The organism is Yoonia sp. (assembly GCF_046498525.1).
Taxonomy (GTDB): Bacteria; Pseudomonadota; Alphaproteobacteria; order Rhodobacterales; family Rhodobacteraceae; genus Yoonia.
Window position 1 is genome coordinate 67,026 of the sequence record NZ_JAWOAN010000097.1, and the last position, 15,641, is coordinate 82,666.

Here is a 15,641-nt window from a genome sequence, read left to right on the forward strand (position 1 = left end):
ATGACAACACGCAACACGACAGGCGGGCACCGCCCGCAGGATGTCAGAATAGACGGGGTCGAAAAGATCCCCCCGCTTGATATCTTCGCGATGTTAAGGGTTGTCTGGCATGGTAAATGGCTGATCGTCTGTACGACTATCGTGATGATCGCGTTGGCGGGATACTACACCTTCCGCATCGTGCCCCCGCAATATGCGGCGATGGCGACCCTGCAACTGGATACACCCAACGGGGCGTTGGGCGATGCGCGTCAGCAACCTGTCATTGGTGACGCAACACTGAACACCAAGGTTGCGCTGGCCACTTCAGACAAAGTGTTGACCACTGTCATCACGGAACTGGACCTGCTGTCGGACCCAGAGTTCAACAGATACCTTGCACCGCAGAGACCGCTAGCCTTGCGCACGCTTCGCACACAGATCAGGCATTTTCTTGCCGGGACTTCCGAGCAGGGGCGGGACGAACCGGCAGTGCTTCAGAAAACGGTCGAGAACCTGCGCCGCACACTCACGGTCGCAAGGCAACCCGATACCTACATCCTCAAGATCACTGCAAGCAGCGGCAACGGCCCCAAGGCAGCCTTATTGGCGAACACGACTGCAGCGCTCTATCTGACACATCTCGAAACACTTGAAATGCAAGCCCGGACGGAGGCTGAGGGGTGGTTGCAAGCCCGCGTCGACAACCTGCGCAAGCAACTAGAAACCGAAAGAATGCAGATTGCTGCACTGATCGCCACAGCACAGGTGCAGGAAGAAAGCAGTCTTGATACGCTCAGCACCCAGATTCTTGCCGCGGACCAGGACCTGATCGAAGCGCACAGCATGCTGGCCGTGTTGGAACGCGCCCCCCAAGGCGGCACAGCCCGCAACACGGCCGAAATGACACAAATGCGTGCCAGAATTGGCGAAGTCGCCGCGCTGAAAGGCCGCCTAAGCGCGCAATTGTCTGCCCAATCCGCCGGATTGGCCCAGCTTCACCAGTTGCAGCTTCAAGCAGACGCGACCCGCCAGCTTTATCAAACGTTTCTGGACCGATTGCACGAAAACCGTTTGCAGCAAGGGCTCGGCACGCCAAATGCGCAGCGGATCGCACCTGCCGCCGACGGCACATACATCGGGCCACACAAAATCCAATTGCTGACAATCGCGGCGATGTTGGGGGTGGCGCTTGGCGTGATGCTGGTGTCGATCCTGCACCAGATGCATAAAGGGATCGTCGATGGATCCAGCCTGCGCGACGCAACCGGACTGCCGGTGTTGGTGCAATTTTCATCCCGTGCACTGCGGCGTTTGCAAAAGGGGCAGCGGACGTTTCCGCTCGCTCCCGGGTCCGACCTGTCGCAGGCGCTGACGAGCATGCACGCTGCTTATGCGCTGATGACACGCGGGCAACCGGCGCAGGTTTTGTTGGCAACGTCCAGTATTCAATCCGAAGGCAAAACACAAAATGCGATCCTGCTGGCGCATAGCCTCGCGGCGGCGGGCAAGCGTGTTATTCTGGTGGGTGCCGATGACAACACCCTATTGCTGCGGTCCGTGATAGGTCAAAACGTCTTTGAGCTTGCACAAGAAAGCTGGTCCAGCGGACAATGCGATGCACAAAGCCCGACACTCGGCGCGGCGGTTTTGGTAATGCCCGCAAGTGGAGAGCAAAACGAGGCCCTCTTGCTTGATCAATTCGCGACGCTTTTGAAAACCCTGCGGATCGCCTATGATCATATCATCATAGATGCCCCCCCTGTCCTGCATGCGCCCAGAACGCGTTTGATTGCACGTCAATCCGACGCGATCATATATGCCGTGCGGTGGTCCAAAACACCGCTGGATGTGGTGCAACGCGGGCTAGCGGCACTGGAGGACATCGACCGTCCCGCCACAGGTCTGACCTTGTCGCACATCAACATCAGGAAGATGCGCAAACTCTCCGATGATCCCTGCATCAACGTGATCGGGGCCGCACAGGCGATCTGAGGGGCCGCAGACAGCAGCCCCTCGTTTCAGGCTGGCACCGACAGTACATGCCGATTGAAAAAATGCACAATATCACCGCTCTGCAAGGTCAGCCCGTCTTGCGTTCTGGCACTGATATAGGCTTTCGCCAGCCAGTCAGTTGAACCACTTGGCTGGCTGCCATCGACATTCGGCAGAACAAACGCATCGCATTGATCCAGCCGGTTACCCGGAACAGGCAAGGCACCTGCTTCATGACCATAGACAAAATCTGTCTGGGCTGTCGTTCCCGCCAAGCCAAGCCGTTGGGCCGTCGGGAAATTAATCTGATCATCAATTTGACCGGCATAATCAGCAATCGTTAGCACTGCGTCATCTTCCGCAGTCAGCGTATCAACCACAGTCGTCGCGCTTTCACCATCCCAGCGGACAAAGGGCAACATCCCGAAATAAAGCCACTTCACATCCATGGAAGCCGCGGTCACATCAACCTGCATGGTATGGTGGATCGTCCCGGCGCTGATGCTGCGACTGGTCCGACAGGTTGCGAGCGGTCCGCTTCCGGCGGTTTGCCATGTGGTCGTTTCGACCACGCCAATCTGCGCCCCAACCGTCAATCCGTTTCCGGCGGTTTCAGGCAACCATGGCACGCCATCAACCAAGATCGTCTGCGACACCAAAGCGTCATGTCCGTGGGTCTGCCCCCCGACTTCGACCACGTCGCCGCCCACTTCAAGCCGGACCGCATACTCGCGTTCAGAGGCATAATCGATGACGGTGAATTCGGGATAGGTCGGACGATCATCGGCGCGCCAGTCCAGCGCACCATCCGACGCAATTCCGCTCATGTGACTTGGCCCCGCAATCCCGCTGGCGCCATTTGCACGGGCCGCGTAATACATCCCCCCAAACTGGACTTCATCGCCCATTTGATAGGCCGTATCCGGGCGCCATAACGGTGGCAGGATATGCGGATCGGCCAATGAGCCTGTTATCGTCACCGCCTCGACCATGATCGCGGCTCCACCGGGAAAAGCGGCCCCGCCGAAGCTCAGGCGAACCGCGTGCTGGCCGGACAAGCCACTGGCGACCTTGATGGTTTGACGACGTGTCAGATCAGTCGCGGCATGGCTGGAGAACGCCTTGAACCCCAATCCTGCGGGGTCGCTGATTTCATTGACCAAAGCCTGCGCACCGTCGATCTCGACCTTCACGTACCCACCGCTCGTCCGGCCTGTATAATTGATCCAGAGATCATATGGCTGGTCACGATCAACCTGCACCGTTGCACTGGCGCCTGTCGATCCCGTACTGATTGCGCGATTTCCGGTATAGCTGGCCGCGCGCCCGGACCCGGAGGTCTGCAACTGGGACCAACTCCCCGTCAGGGTCATCGCACTAACAGGGTAGACATTGCGCAACTCCATGACTTGAGTTTCGCGCCATGACAGACGCCTGCCGGAATTCTGCCGATCAAGGCGCAGGCGGGCAGCGTGATGCGGCCCCATTTCGGTCCAGACCGTCAAACCACCGTCAAGCCCAGCGGCAAGGGCCACGAACCGGCCCCCGCCATGCGCAAAAAATGCCGCCAGAGGGCGCGGTTCGGGCGCGGTGCCCGGCCCCGCGCCGGGTGAAAGTTCAATTCCAATCATACTTAATACCACGCAACCAATTGCGCCGTTGTCCCCGTGGCCAGAACGCGGGTCGGACGGATGGAAAGGACAGCACCAGCAGTCAGGTTGTAGCTGACCGCCTCTCCGTCGTTGTCCTGCAACACGGCCGTGCCTGCTGCATTTACAAAAACAGCACGTGGTCGCACCGGCAAATCAACTGCATCAGACGGATTGATGATGTAATGGGCAACCGCTGGCGAGGTCAGGTTTACATAGTCAGTGTCAAAAGGATCAGGCATTCTTGGTCTCCGGTTTGGAATGATCCCCAATCCTAAGAGCCGGAAATTGCCAACGTCTTTGGCCTGCGTCCGGTAATCAGCGCAACACCCCCTCGCTAGCGGCCTTCTCTTGCGGCAATCACGCAAAGCGTGCGCCATAATATCCATAAATCCAGCCGGAGGTTTGCATGTCCGATATAATAAAGATCCGCCGCCACCTTGCGCTGGACACCTTCCTCGCCATCGACATAGCCTACTTGTGTTTGTGCATACCCGCTGATACCCGGCATGATCTGGTGACGGGCCGAATACCCCGGGACGGTCTTCATGTAGATACAGGCATGCTCGTAAAGGTCGGGGCGCGGGCCGATCAGGCTCATTTCACCGCGCAGGACATTGATAATCTGCGGCAGTTCATCAATCCGTGCCTTGCGCAAAATCCGCCCCATATGCGCAATCCGGTCTTCCTCCAACCCATCATAAGCACCGCGCACAATGGCCTTTGCCGGCATCATCGTGCGGAATTTCCAAGCCTGAAAAGGCTGTCCCCCCAGCCCCATTCGGCGCTGGTAGTACATCAACGGGCCGCGATTGAAGAACGGGTTGAGAACCACCAACGCAATGGCGACAATCGCAAAAAGAGGCAGTAGCAAAATCGAAAGCCCGATATCAAAGAACCGCTTGGAACCAATGACAGGTCTTGCAACTGCGGCACCCTGACCAAACGCCAGATGCGTTTGCTTCATCGTAAGGGTGTCTTTTTTAACATCAAGCAACGGCCGTAACTTCCCAAATCAATGAACCGACAATCCGTCGGTTCTGATTCCTGACCTTGAACGCTATGGGTTAATGTCACCTTAACGGCCCAGAGACGGGCTGGAGGCGTAGCGTGACGATCCCGCCCTAAAAGGTGATATGAGACGGGTCATCTCGTTGCGCAAAACCGCAGCTTTGGCGTTAGAACCAAACAGATTATTTCTGGGGGCTACAACATCTAACCCAAGGAGATTGAAGATGTCCCGAACAGTGTCGACCGCATCTTGGAAAGTGCTGTCTTCGGCGTGCCGGATGCTGATTTTGCCAAAAGCGTGATTGCGGCACTGGTGCCCGAGCGCGCCCCACTCAACGAGGCGTCGACCAAGGCATATGTCGCGACCGAGCTTGCAAAGTTCAAGAACCCCAAACGGTAGGTCATGCTGGCGGAATTGCCCGCAACACGATGGACAAGGTCCAAAAGACGACGTTATGCGCCCGCTATACCGTTGACTGACATCGCGCCCGGGTATGTTCAGGGATTGAACTGTTCGATCACATCAATCTGAATGTTACCTTGCACCGGCCCTGTCCATTGGTTTGTCCGCCAAACGCGTCCGGTCACGGCATCAAGGTAATGCAGGTTGTTAAAGCCTTCGCCTGCGTCGGTAATACAGGTTTCGACAACTTCAATGACACGCCGGTTTGCACTCGCGACGTCAATTTCCAACGCTCTTCCCACCTGATTGCGGCAGGTTGCCGTTATCTGCGCAAACGACGTGCCGCGCTGGGACAGATGATATTTGCGGGTCACTTCGTCAGGCCAGTTTCCTGCCTTGGCTTCGGTCACCAAAGGGTCATCACCTTGTGTCGTGACCGCCTGCAGGTTTGTGCCAAGCCCGAATGTCGCATAGATCAGCCCGCCATCAAGCGTCACACCACGGTTCTCGTTGGTGCTGTAGATGATCCGCTCATCCCGCATCTGGATCGCGATCCCGACAGTGCCAAGCCCGATTTTTGGGCTCAGTATCAATACAGCCGCAAGGTCCGCCTGCTCAATAGCGGCGCGGTTGACTTTCTGGACCGCAATTTCAGGCTCTTGATCGGGGTTCAGGATAACGTCACGCATCTGGCCAAGCGTTCCCAGACAACCGGACAAGGCCATGATCAGACCCGCAGAGAAAACAACCTTGATCAATTCCAAAACTCCCCAAAGCCATCTTCGATCCGTCTTTTGTCGGACGCACGCAGTTCGTCATAGAGCGTTCCCGTCCCGCTGACCCGCGATCCGAAATCGCCGGATTGGCCACCAACAGACAAGTTTGTCGTTCCATTTCCGCCACTGGCAGATGTCCAAGACAGCGGAATTGCAATTTCCGCACCAAACTGGAGCGCGGAGTCGCGTTTCTCGCTCCAACCGGTGGAGGCCGCGATGCGCCAGCCATTGCGATAGTTCCGCCCGACTGTCAGCCCAACCGCGAAATCCCCGGCAAGGTGTTGGCCCGCATCAAGGATCACAAAATCACCACTCTGTCCGATATTGGCATAAACGCTGCCGATCAGCGTTGTTGCGTCGGCATCTTCAAAGCCGAACAACCCTTCATAGGCGCGCTTTTGAACGTATGTGGCCTCTAATCCCAAAGCAAAGTTCTGCTCGGGATCGCGCCAGAGCATTTCGCCACTAACCCCGCCATAGGCCCTTTCGAACAGGCCCGCAGAAACCCTGCTGTAGACCGCGGGCGCGATCCGGAAACGATGCCGGACGATCAATGACTCCAAAAAGGGGACGTCAGGCGCATAAGAGGTGAAATCAGAGCGCGGCTGCGGCTCTTCCGGAGGATCCTGCTGGGTCCACTGGTTCAGGAAACGATACCCGATTGTGCCCGCGACAAAGGTCTGCGGAGAAAAGGTATAACGCGCGGTCGCATTGAACGTGCCTGTCAACTGCAACGTGTCCGAAGTGATGAAGTCCGCCTTGAATGTCGGTTCAAAACCGTAGCTGAAGTTCGGCTGGAACGTCCTTTCGCCCAGCGCCGCCGGTCTGTGCAAAGGGCTCGCTTCGAATGACGTTGCGTCCCAGGCCAGTTCTGACGCGTTTGGCGCGCCGACCGCCTGATCGAGCCCTGCCCTGTCCAACACCACAACATTGCTATCAAAGGCGCCTGTGTTCTGTGTCACACGGAACGTCGTGATGTTCGCAGGTGCGACCGCGGAAAGCACGCGCGCAACCCGCCCGACGATCCGCGCATAAACCGCATCGATGCCGGACGATGCCGTCACATCAATCGTATCGCCAGTAATCGAAAAGCGTCGGATCGCGATATCTTCCTTTTCAAGCCGCTCTTTGAGAACCGCAAAGACCTGCTCTTCTGTCTGCGGTGGCTGGACTGCGCGGGCGTCCGTGTTTTCGACGTAAGGGTGCGGGCCGCGCCCGATGTCCGTTTGCACGAAGGGCCGTGTCGGATTTGCCGCGAACACCAACCTGAGCCCTCCATCCCCCTGATTGTTCACCAACCCCGTTACGGTCAGGCCTTCAAGCAGCTCAAAAGACAGGCTTACTGCAAGAGTGTCGTCGGCTTCGGGGCCGCCAAGACCACTATATTCAGTTGCCGCGATAAGCCCGTTCAAACCGGTATCCCACAAGATATTTGCAAAGGGTTCCGCGTCGCCTGCGAACAAATGATCTGTCCGAATAACCCGGTCATCCTGCCCGCGATCCTGTGCAATTTCTTGCGCGTATCGCCCCCAGCCCAGACCGACAGAAGCCTGCACGGGACCTATGGTTTTGCTTGCAAGGACGTACTCTCCCGATCCGCGGTCATCACTGCCAAAGCCAACCACACCGACTGTCAACGCAGGCAGATAGATGCCCTCGTCCAGAAACCGCAGACCAAAGCTCAACTCGTTTCCGCTCGAACTGGCCGAACCCTCGTCGTAAGTCGGAAAACTGATACCGACTTCGAACCGGTCACTTGGCTGCAGGCCAAAAGACAGCGCACGATAGTCAGCGCGGTAATCAAAAGTAATTGTCAGATCATCAGCGACACCACTGACCGCACGTGGTGTATCAATTGCCTGAGAAAGCCCCCCGATACCCTCTGCAAAAACTCCGGACGCCATGTTGGCAGAGAGCAGAAATGTTAAGGCGATGCCCTGAATACGTCTTGTCATGCGGTGGTTTCCACCCTTTTTAGGCTGCTGTTCCTCAGTCTGTTGGGCGAACCTACCCAAGGTCTTGGTCGAATGTCGAGTGCATTACCGAGATTTAGGATTTCGCAGCGGCAGATTGGCGGCCCGTTTAGGCCTTAAAAAATCTGTTCCCCATTTACGCGAAATTAAGCTGGTAGCGGTCATACCGGTTTCCGAAGCTGTTTCTGAACCGTTTCTTCCAGTAATAAGAATGGGCCTGCCAATGGATGACGTCACCGCACGCTTTGCACTCTCCCCAACCATGAAGATTGAGGACTGTCAGCGTTTTCATGCATTCCTCGCCAGCGCATCCGACAAACACCTCGCGATTGAATGCAGTGCCGTCGAAAGGTTGAGCGGGCTGACCGCGCAAATGCTCGCGATGGCATGCAGATGTTGGAGCGCCAACGCACTCAAGGTCACTTTCGTGAATCCATCCAATGGCTTTGTGCAGGGCTTGGCACTGCTCGGACTTTCCGAACTGCGTGCACCCGGTCAGGTGTCTGCATGAGCGCCCATATCCTGGCAATCGACGATTCCCGCACAATCCGCACACTGCTGACAGTCACGCTTGAAAGGGCTGGTTTTGCTGTAACAACGGCCACTGATGGTGTTGATGGCATTGCAAAATTCCAGGACGCCGATGCAGATCTGGTCATCACAGATGTCAACATGCCCAAGAAGGATGGATTTGGCGTTATTGGCGACATCCGGCAAGGAAACGTGAACCGTGCTGTTCCGGTCCTCGTATTGACAACGGAAAGCGGTGCCGCCCTCAAGGAACGTGCCCGCAAGGCGGGAGCGACAGGCTGGATTGTCAAACCCTTCGATGACGACGCTTTGGTGTCCGTCGTCCGACGGCTCACGGGAAGCTGACTGATGACTGATACCGCGATCCTTGATGCCTTTTTTGAAGAATGCGAAGACCTTCTGGTGGCCTTGTCTGACGGTTTGAAAGACATGCGCGAAGGACGCGCGGACACTGAGACGGTCAACGCGGTGTTCCGCTCCGTCCACTCGATCAAGGGTGCGGCGGGGGCATTTTCACTCGAAGATCTGGTGGGTTTCGCGCATACCTTCGAAACGGTGCTGGATGAAGTCCGCGGTAACAATCTGATAGCTGACGACACACTGCTGCGTGTCTTGCAGCGCGCAGGCGATATACTGGCCGATCTAGTTGACGCAGCAAGGGATGATCTGCCCGCTGACCGCGAACAGGTTGATCCAGTTGTGACAGAGCTACAGGCCTTTCTTCGCGCGGAAGACTTGGTTGAAAAGGAATTTGTGTTCGAGGCGCTGACCCTGTCCTTTGACGGGCCAGAGAGCGCCAAAACATTTCTTGTCCAGTTTCAACCGGATAAACAGTTTTATGCGACGGGCAATGATCCGGCTTTGTTCATTGCAGCGTTGAAGGAACTTGGTGACTGTGAAATCACTGCGGGAACCGCTGGGCTGCCCGACAGCTTTGAAACATTTGATTGTAATGAAGGCTACCTGGCTTGGCAGGTAAAAGTCGCAAACCAGCAAAATGACATTGCCATCCGTGAGGTATTCCAATTCGCAGAGGAGCTCTGCGATCTCCGCATTACCGCAGAATTCCAAGACTTGTCCCCGTTTGCCGATGACAACGTACCACTGAACGCTCCGGTCCCTGACGCTATCGCAGCGATCATCCCGGCCCCCGACGCGGGCAATTCAACGACCGCAGCAAACAAGGCAGATAAACCAACAAAGAAGCCCACAAGCACTTTGCGTGTTGATCCTGAACGGGTTGACCGGCTGATAAATGCAGTTGGCGAATTAATCATCAATCAATCCGTGATTTCCCAGAGAATCGACGAAGCATCATTGCCGAATAGCGCCGAGTTGCATGGTGATCTAGATGATTACAAACTTCTTGCGCGCGAAATTCAGGAAGGGGTGATGGCAATCCGCGCCCAGCCGGTCAAACCACTGTTTCAGCGCATGCTGCGTATCGCGCGCGAGGCCGCGGAGGGGACTGGCAAAGAAGTTCATCTGGTAACCGAAGGGGAAAGCACGGAAGTTGACAAAATCGTTGTCGAACGCCTTGCCGACCCGCTGACGCATATGATCAGGAACGCAATTGATCATGGGATTGAAACTCCCGAGGCCCGTATGGCAGGGAACAAACCACCAGTTGGAACGCTTCGCCTGACGGCAAGCCAGCGATCCGGCAGCATCGTCATCGAAATTATTGATGATGGAGCGGGGCTTGACCGTAACCGCATCAAAGAGATTGCGCAAAGCAAAGGCCTAATTTCAGAAGATGTCGTGCTCAGCGACCAGGAAATCGATCACTTGCTCTTTGCGCCCGGGTTTTCGACTGCAACCGTGGTGACAAATCTGTCCGGTCGGGGCGTTGGAATGGATGTTGTCAAAACGGCAATTTCCACGCTGGGCGGGCGCATCGCGATTAGTAGCGCAGCCGGTGTAGGAACGACGTTCTCGATTACACTGCCACTGACACTCGCCGTGATGGACGGAATGATCATCCAGGTGGGTGGACAAACAATGGTCATGCCCATCACAAGTATTCTGGAGACGATCCGCCCTTCTTCAACAGATATTGCGAAGATTGGGCTAAGTCACGAATTGCTTCGTATTCGCGGTGAATACGTGCCGATCATTGATCTGGCAGCCAGACTTGGGATGCAATCAAGTGCAATCGCACTGACCGATCGCGTCCTGCTGCTCATTCAGACAGAGTCGATTAACCAATGTGCCTTGGCTGTCGATGACATACTCGATCAGCGACAGGTGGTAGTTAAGAGCATGCAAGCTACCTATGGCGAAATATCAGGTATTTCGGGTGCCACGATCCTCGGTGACGGTAAAATCGCGCTGATCATTGATCCTGACGCGATTGCGGCATCACCAGCCTTACAAATGAACGCACCCACAAAGTTGAGCGGAGAGGTCGCACATGCAGCAACATGATGATCCAAAGACCGAAAAACAGATCGAGTATGTGACACTCGTTGCCGGGGCACAAAATTTCTGTATCGAAATCACTCAGATACGGGAAATTCGGCGCTGGTCTCCGGCAACACTGCTGCCGCATTCACCGCCCTATGTTCTTGGCGTGATCAACTTGCGTGGGGCAGTCATACCGATACTCGACCTGGCCGCCAAGCTTGGTTTCAGCGCCATCGTACCTACCGAAAGGCATGTCATCATCATAACCGCGATTGAGGAACGTATTATCGGCCTCCTTGTCGAATCCGTTTCCGAGATCCTCGGGGTAAGTGCAGACATGGTTCGCGAAACTCCCAAGACAGAAGAAGATGCAGCAACACGCGCGGTCGAGGGCATCATTCCCGCTGGCGATGACATGATCAAGATCATCAGCCTTGATGCCTTATTGCCCGCGACTTTGGACACGGCCGCATAATGGCAAACATATCTTCTGAGTATCTGGGTGCAGCCCATGATTTCACGTTTTCAGAACGCGATTTTCGTATGATTTCGGATCTGGCCAATGCGCGGTATGGCCTTTTTCTACAACCATCAAAGAAAGCACTGGTTCATTCCCGCTTGGCAAAAAGACTGCGCGCACTGAACCTTGGCAGTTTCCAGGAATATTGTGAGTTACTCAATCAGACCAAAGGCGATGAGGAGCAAACGCATCTTCTATCTGCGCTGACCACCAACGTGACGCATTTTTTTCGCGAGGCGCATCACTTCGAGTATCTTCAGCAAAAGATCGTGCCAGAAATCCTATCCAAGGCAAAAGCCGGATCTCCTTTACGGATATGGTCGGCGGCATGTTCGACCGGTCAGGAAGCGTATTCAATCGCAGCGACTTTACTGTCGTCAGAGCCGGACCTTCGCAAGCTGGATATCAAGGTTCTCGCAACAGATATCGATCCACATGTGATAAAGATAGCGCGCAGCGGGACCTACCCATCCGAGCAAATCGCAATGATCCCCGAGAAATGGCGTCGAACCCTATCAAAAAGTGCAGTCGTGGAGAACGGTCAAATCCGTTTCGATGATACCCTCAAGTCGATGATTTCTTTTGGGGAATTGAACCTGATTGCCGACTGGCCAATGAAGCGCAAATTTGATGTCATTTTCTGCCGGAACGCCGCGATCTATTTTGATAAAACCACGCAGGCACGCTTGTGGCAACGATTGGCGGGCGCGCTATCGAATGAAGGTTATCTTATGATTGGTCATTCGGAGCGCCTCAACGGTCCAGCCGAATCTGCATTCAAAAGTGTCGGCATCACAAGCTACCAGAAACAACCAATCCGAAATGATCAGGATAAAGGAGACAAAAATTGAGCTTGAAGGACTCCTTACGGATAATGATTGTTGACGACATGGGCGTCAGTCGCGGGCTATTGGTCCAGTCGATCGAGGCAATGGGTATTTGGAAAAACCAAGCCGAAAACGATGGGCGCACTGCCTATACCAAACTAGTGAATGATCCGGTTCACCTTGTTCTTTCAGATTACAACATGCCGGGGATGGACGGGCTGCAGTTGCTACAGGCATTGCGCCAGAACCGAACGACTGCACGGATTGGTTTTATCCTGGTCACCGGCAACCCTACGCCTGATCTTGTCAGCAAAGGAAAGGCGCTCGGCCTGAACAATATCATCAAGAAACCTTTCACAACAGCAAGTATGAAGCACTGCATTGAGAGTGTTGTGGGCCCGTTGTGATTGCACCTTGCCATACTCCAGATGGACAGGTGCGGCTGGCAGATACCCTGCGTCGGACCGGAGGCTGCGTTAGTCAATTGGGGCTCAAGGTCTTGGACCTCGAGCGTCAGATACTGGATTGCAACGGCCGATTGAATGATCTTGCTGATGCAGCAGAGGGTCTTCAGGCGCTCGATTTCCTCAAACAGGCCACCGATGACATCGCAGCACTGTTGGACAGGATGGCAGATGCGACACCTGCCTCTGCGACTTTGGTTTGCGCCGATATTTTCCAACCAATGAAGATACAAGAACTCCGTGATGCGATTGCCTCTGACGATCCTTCGCCCAGACAAGAAGGGACTCCATTCTCTAGCCAGAAGATAGAGCTGTTTTGATCCTGTCCCCGAACCCCGCAAGACAACGTTTTGGTCTAGGATCGACATACCCAATCGTGATTGAGGCACCTGTCAATCTTGTGGTGATTTCAGTTTGAGCGACAGCATCACAATTGCACCGTCCCGTTGTCGGCATGACGGTCATGGCTGTGTCCCGCTGGAACGTTCTGTGTCTGTTGGCAGCTTTATTTGGACATGACATAAAGATTCTCATTGCACACCAGTCTACGCTCTTGCTTGCGCGTTGGAGACATCAGGTCGCAACACTCGCTGCAGGTATAGACATCTTGCAGGCCTCTACGCTTACCGATACGTACCACCTTGCGGAGCATCAGATGCCCGATTGCGTTGTGATTGACGAAGCAATGGCAAACAGGGCCGAGTTTGAACTTCTTGCATCGCTCTTTGGTATCTTGAATATCGCCTGCGTTATTGTTTCAAATGACGTCCGTGCAGCCTACTCACACCCTTTGTTTCGGGGTATCCTGATCGTTCCGGAACAGGCGCTCAACAACGAAGTCAAAAAATCCATCCAACATGTAAAATTGACGGTTCGCTCCGTGCACACCAACCAACAAACGTTCGTTGAACATCCCCCCCTTGAACATGATCGTCTAATCTTGATCGGTTCATCTACGGGTGGGATCGATGCGCTGATGACAGTTACACAGCATTTTGATCAGCACAGCCCGCCGACGCTGATTGTGCAACACACCGGCGGACGGTTTTCAAAAAGCCTGATAAGATTGCTTAACGCGGCCAGTCCCGCCACCGTCCGTGCGGCCGAAAATGGTATGCCACTCGAACGTGGCTACATCTACCTTGCGCCGAACGATCAGGCGCATCTGATGCTGGCACCGCAAGATAAGCCGCATATTGCGTTGCAGCGTGATGCAGCGGTCACGGGGCATCGACCGTCGGTTGATGCGTTGTTTAAATCGGCACTACCCTTTGCCGCGCAAACGAGTGCTGCACTTTTGACTGGCATGGGCAAAGATGGCGCTGCCGGGTTGACACGATTGCGTGCGGCGGGGGCGCATACAATCGCTCAGGATCCCCGAACCAGCGTTGTCTACGGCATGCCACGGGTTGCCATGGAAATGGGCGGCGTTTGTGTACAACTCTCAATAGAGCAAATCGGACCGGCCCTGCTCAAATCCTGTCTGATGAAGGGGTGCACATGAAAGTGTCTGTCAGAACGCTCACGATTGTGCAGGGTGACTATGCAGTGTCAGGCGAACGTGATCTTGTGATGTCGACGGTTCTGGGTTCATGCGTTGCGGTTTGTCTTTACGATCCCACCGCAAATGTTGGGGGAATGAACCATTTCTTGCTCGCGCAAAGCGCCGAACCGCGCAGCAATGACCTGCGCTATGGCGTCAACGCGATGGAACTTTTGATCAACAGACTTTTGCAGGTCGGCGCAGAGCGTCACAGGCTTCTGGCGAAGCTGTTTGGTGGCGCACGCATGACTTCACATGCGCGCGATATCGGTCAGTCGAACGCGGATTTTGCCGAAAATTTCCTCCAGCAGGAAGGCATTCCTTGTGTGTCCCGCAGCCTTGGGGGGCAGCAGGCCCGCCGGGTCCAATTCACGCCGGCGACGGGTGCTGCGCGGCAATTGCAGATTGCCGGAATTCCACTGGATCTTCCTCCAGAAAAGAAAATCCCCCCGGCGTCACAGGATATTACCCTGTTCTAAAGTACCAATTGACGGGACGGCGCCATGCCTCGTCCCGTCACTGCATTGCGCCGCCCGTCTTGGCCGGCGCTCTGTGTCTATCTTCTAACCCAAGGCCTGCAGCCGCTTGAGCAGCGAGGACGTATCCCAGCGCCCGCCGCCTAGCTTTTGCACATCCTTGTAGAACTGATCGACCAATGCCGTCACCGGAAGGCTCGCCCCGTTTTCATCCGCCGTATCCAGGCAGATGCCAAGATCCTTGCGCATCCAGTCAACTGCAAAGCCATGTTCCCATTCATCAGCAAGCATCGTTTGATAGCGATTTGACATCTGCCAGCTTCCAGCAGCTCCCTGGCTGATCACTTCGACAACGGCTTCCCCATCAAGGCCTGCCTTTTGCGCGAAATGAAGAGCCTCTGAAAGACCCTGCACCAAACCGGCAATGGCGATCTGGTTGCACATCTTGGTCATCTGCCCTGCCCCGCTCTCTCCAATCCGGCGGCAGAGTTTCGCATAGGCTGTGATCACCGCTTCTGCGGTCGCATAACTATCTTCGGCACCGCCACACATGATGGACAAGGCACCATTCTCGGCACCAGCCTGACCGCCGGATACCGGAGCATCTACAAACGCAATCCCCTTCTCGGCGGCAAGGTCATGCAACTCACGTGTGACCGCTGCCGAAACGGTTGTGTGGTCCACAAAGATGGAACCCGCCGACATCGCCGAAAATGCACCGTCTTCGCCCAAGCAGACCGTGCGCAAATCATCGTCATTCCCAACGCAGGCCATGACAAGTGAAGCGCCTTGTGCTGCGGCATGCGGGGTTTTCGCCATTTTGCCACCATGCTGGGTGACCCATTTTTCGGCCTTCGCCGTTGTCCGGTTATAGACCGTCACATCGTAGCCTGCCGCCTGCAGATGCCCCGCCATGGGGTACCCCATCACCCCAAGCCCCAAGAACGCAAGTTTTGTCATCGTAACTGTCCTTTTTTCCATCATTTGTACGCCATCTTAGTCCACAATCTCCCAAGGGACAGTGTAGGCATTCAATGCATTGCCGATTTCCGTATCCGATACGTCACCCGTTTTGGCAATATGCGCAA

General features: G+C 55.3%; 17 protein-coding genes. 11 read left to right on the plus strand and 6 right to left on the minus strand.

Annotated elements, in window-relative coordinates; translation table 11 throughout:
* A complete protein-coding gene (locus R6T97_RS06965) occupies positions 1-1,974 on the plus strand; it encodes a GumC family protein (protein WP_410348569.1) in 1,974 nt (657 codons plus the stop codon).
* Between the two features lie 26 nt (positions 1,975-2,000).
* On the opposite strand, the gene R6T97_RS06970 is transcribed toward R6T97_RS06965, so the two are convergent.
* The 3 genes from R6T97_RS06970 to R6T97_RS06980 all read right to left on the minus strand — a co-directional run bounded on the left by R6T97_RS06970 (position 2,001) and on the right by R6T97_RS06980 (position 4,590).
* A complete protein-coding gene (locus R6T97_RS06970; protein WP_410348570.1) occupies positions 2,001-3,605 on the minus strand; it encodes a hypothetical protein in 1,605 nt (534 codons plus the stop codon).
* 2 nt (positions 3,606-3,607) lie between these two features.
* Positions 3,608-3,865 carry a hypothetical protein gene (locus tag R6T97_RS06975; protein WP_410348571.1) on the minus strand — a complete coding sequence of 86 codons (258 nt, stop codon included), beginning with the start codon at positions 3,863-3,865 and terminating at the stop codon, positions 3,608-3,610.
* 95 nt (positions 3,866-3,960) lie between these two features.
* Positions 3,961-4,590, minus strand: a complete 630-nt coding sequence (locus R6T97_RS06980) for a sugar transferase (protein ID WP_410348572.1) — start codon at positions 4,588-4,590, stop codon at positions 3,961-3,963.
* Between the two features lie 261 nt (positions 4,591-4,851).
* Here R6T97_RS06980 and R6T97_RS06985 point away from each other — a divergent pair, with 261 nt between their 5' ends.
* Positions 4,852-5,034, plus strand: a complete 183-nt coding sequence (locus tag R6T97_RS06985; protein WP_410348586.1) for an AMP-binding enzyme — start codon at positions 4,852-4,854, stop codon at positions 5,032-5,034.
* A 98-nt stretch (positions 5,035-5,132) separates the two neighbouring features.
* Here R6T97_RS06985 and R6T97_RS06990 read toward each other — a convergent pair whose 3' ends face one another.
* Positions 5,133-5,795, minus strand: a complete 663-nt coding sequence (locus R6T97_RS06990; RefSeq protein ID WP_410348573.1) for a YjbF family lipoprotein — start codon at positions 5,793-5,795, stop codon at positions 5,133-5,135.
* Positions 5,792-7,768, minus strand: a complete 1,977-nt coding sequence (locus tag R6T97_RS06995; RefSeq protein ID WP_410348574.1) for a YjbH domain-containing protein — start codon at positions 7,766-7,768, stop codon at positions 5,792-5,794. The genes R6T97_RS06990 and R6T97_RS06995 overlap by 4 nt, the downstream gene beginning before the upstream one ends.
* 241 nt (positions 7,769-8,009) lie before the next feature.
* Here R6T97_RS06995 and R6T97_RS07000 point away from each other — a divergent pair, with 241 nt between their 5' ends.
* The 9 genes from R6T97_RS07000 (at position 8,010) to R6T97_RS07040 (ending at position 14,556) form a co-directional block, all read left to right on the plus strand.
* Positions 8,010-8,297, plus strand: a complete 288-nt coding sequence (locus tag R6T97_RS07000; RefSeq protein ID WP_410348575.1) for an STAS domain-containing protein — start codon at positions 8,010-8,012, stop codon at positions 8,295-8,297.
* The gene (locus R6T97_RS07005; RefSeq protein ID WP_410348576.1) at positions 8,294-8,662 is read left to right on the plus strand and encodes a response regulator; all 369 of its coding nucleotides are present in this window, start codon (positions 8,294-8,296) and stop codon (positions 8,660-8,662) included. The genes R6T97_RS07000 and R6T97_RS07005 overlap by 4 nt, the downstream gene beginning before the upstream one ends.
* 3 nt (positions 8,663-8,665) lie before the next feature.
* Positions 8,666-10,744: a chemotaxis protein CheA gene (locus tag R6T97_RS07010; RefSeq protein WP_410348577.1), complete on the plus strand. Its 2,079-nt coding sequence runs from the start codon at positions 8,666-8,668 to the stop codon at positions 10,742-10,744.
* Positions 10,731-11,198 carry a chemotaxis protein CheW gene (locus R6T97_RS07015; RefSeq protein ID WP_410348578.1) on the plus strand — a complete coding sequence of 156 codons (468 nt, stop codon included), beginning with the start codon at positions 10,731-10,733 and terminating at the stop codon, positions 11,196-11,198. Before R6T97_RS07010 ends, R6T97_RS07015 begins: the two co-directional genes overlap by 14 nt.
* The gene (locus tag R6T97_RS07020) at positions 11,198-12,094 is read left to right on the plus strand and encodes a CheR family methyltransferase (protein WP_410348579.1); all 897 of its coding nucleotides are present in this window, start codon (positions 11,198-11,200) and stop codon (positions 12,092-12,094) included. Before R6T97_RS07015 ends, R6T97_RS07020 begins: the two co-directional genes overlap by 1 nt.
* Positions 12,091-12,477: a response regulator gene (locus R6T97_RS07025; RefSeq protein ID WP_410348580.1), complete on the plus strand. Its 387-nt coding sequence runs from the start codon at positions 12,091-12,093 to the stop codon at positions 12,475-12,477. Before R6T97_RS07020 ends, R6T97_RS07025 begins: the two co-directional genes overlap by 4 nt.
* A gap of 131 nt (positions 12,478-12,608) precedes the next feature.
* Positions 12,609-12,854, plus strand: a complete 246-nt coding sequence (locus R6T97_RS07030) for a hypothetical protein (RefSeq protein WP_410348581.1) — start codon at positions 12,609-12,611, stop codon at positions 12,852-12,854.
* 134 nt (positions 12,855-12,988) lie between these two features.
* Positions 12,989-14,038, plus strand: coding sequence for a CheB methylesterase domain-containing protein (locus R6T97_RS07035; protein WP_410348582.1), 1,050 nt, complete (start codon positions 12,989-12,991; stop codon positions 14,036-14,038).
* Positions 14,035-14,556 (plus strand): chemotaxis protein CheD, encoded by a 522-nt coding sequence (locus tag R6T97_RS07040; protein ID WP_410348583.1) that lies wholly within the window; start codon positions 14,035-14,037, stop codon positions 14,554-14,556. The genes R6T97_RS07035 and R6T97_RS07040 overlap by 4 nt, the downstream gene beginning before the upstream one ends.
* Positions 14,557-14,640: 84 nt before the next feature.
* Here R6T97_RS07040 and R6T97_RS07045 read toward each other — a convergent pair whose 3' ends face one another.
* Complete coding sequence (locus R6T97_RS07045) at positions 14,641-15,513, minus strand: NAD(P)-dependent oxidoreductase (RefSeq protein ID WP_410348584.1); 873 nt, start codon at positions 15,511-15,513, stop codon at positions 14,641-14,643.
* Between the last annotated feature and the right edge of the window lie 128 nt (positions 15,514-15,641).

Coding starts and splice junctions, on each gene's coding strand:
- R6T97_RS06965 (WP_410348569.1), top strand. CDS start 1: ATGACAACACGCAACACGACAGGCGGGCACCGCCCGCAGGATGTCAGA.
- R6T97_RS06970 (WP_410348570.1), bottom strand. CDS start 3,605: ATGATTGGAATTGAACTTTCACCCGGCGCGGGGCCGGGCACCGCGCCC.
- R6T97_RS06975 (WP_410348571.1), bottom strand. CDS start 3,865: ATGCCTGATCCTTTTGACACTGACTATGTAAACCTGACCTCGCCAGCG.
- R6T97_RS06980 (WP_410348572.1), bottom strand. CDS start 4,590: ATGAAGCAAACGCATCTGGCGTTTGGTCAGGGTGCCGCAGTTGCAAGA.
- R6T97_RS06995 (WP_410348574.1), bottom strand. CDS start 7,768: ATGACAAGACGTATTCAGGGCATCGCCTTAACATTTCTGCTCTCTGCC.
- R6T97_RS07000 (WP_410348575.1), top strand. CDS start 8,010: ATGGATGACGTCACCGCACGCTTTGCACTCTCCCCAACCATGAAGATT.
- R6T97_RS07005 (WP_410348576.1), top strand. CDS start 8,294: ATGAGCGCCCATATCCTGGCAATCGACGATTCCCGCACAATCCGCACA.
- R6T97_RS07010 (WP_410348577.1), top strand. CDS start 8,666: ATGACTGATACCGCGATCCTTGATGCCTTTTTTGAAGAATGCGAAGAC.
- R6T97_RS07015 (WP_410348578.1), top strand. CDS start 10,731: ATGCAGCAACATGATGATCCAAAGACCGAAAAACAGATCGAGTATGTG.
- R6T97_RS07020 (WP_410348579.1), top strand. CDS start 11,198: ATGGCAAACATATCTTCTGAGTATCTGGGTGCAGCCCATGATTTCACG.
- R6T97_RS07035 (WP_410348582.1), top strand. CDS start 12,989: ATGACGGTCATGGCTGTGTCCCGCTGGAACGTTCTGTGTCTGTTGGCA.
- R6T97_RS07040 (WP_410348583.1), top strand. CDS start 14,035: ATGAAAGTGTCTGTCAGAACGCTCACGATTGTGCAGGGTGACTATGCA.
- R6T97_RS07045 (WP_410348584.1), bottom strand. CDS start 15,513: ATGACAAAACTTGCGTTCTTGGGGCTTGGGGTGATGGGGTACCCCATG.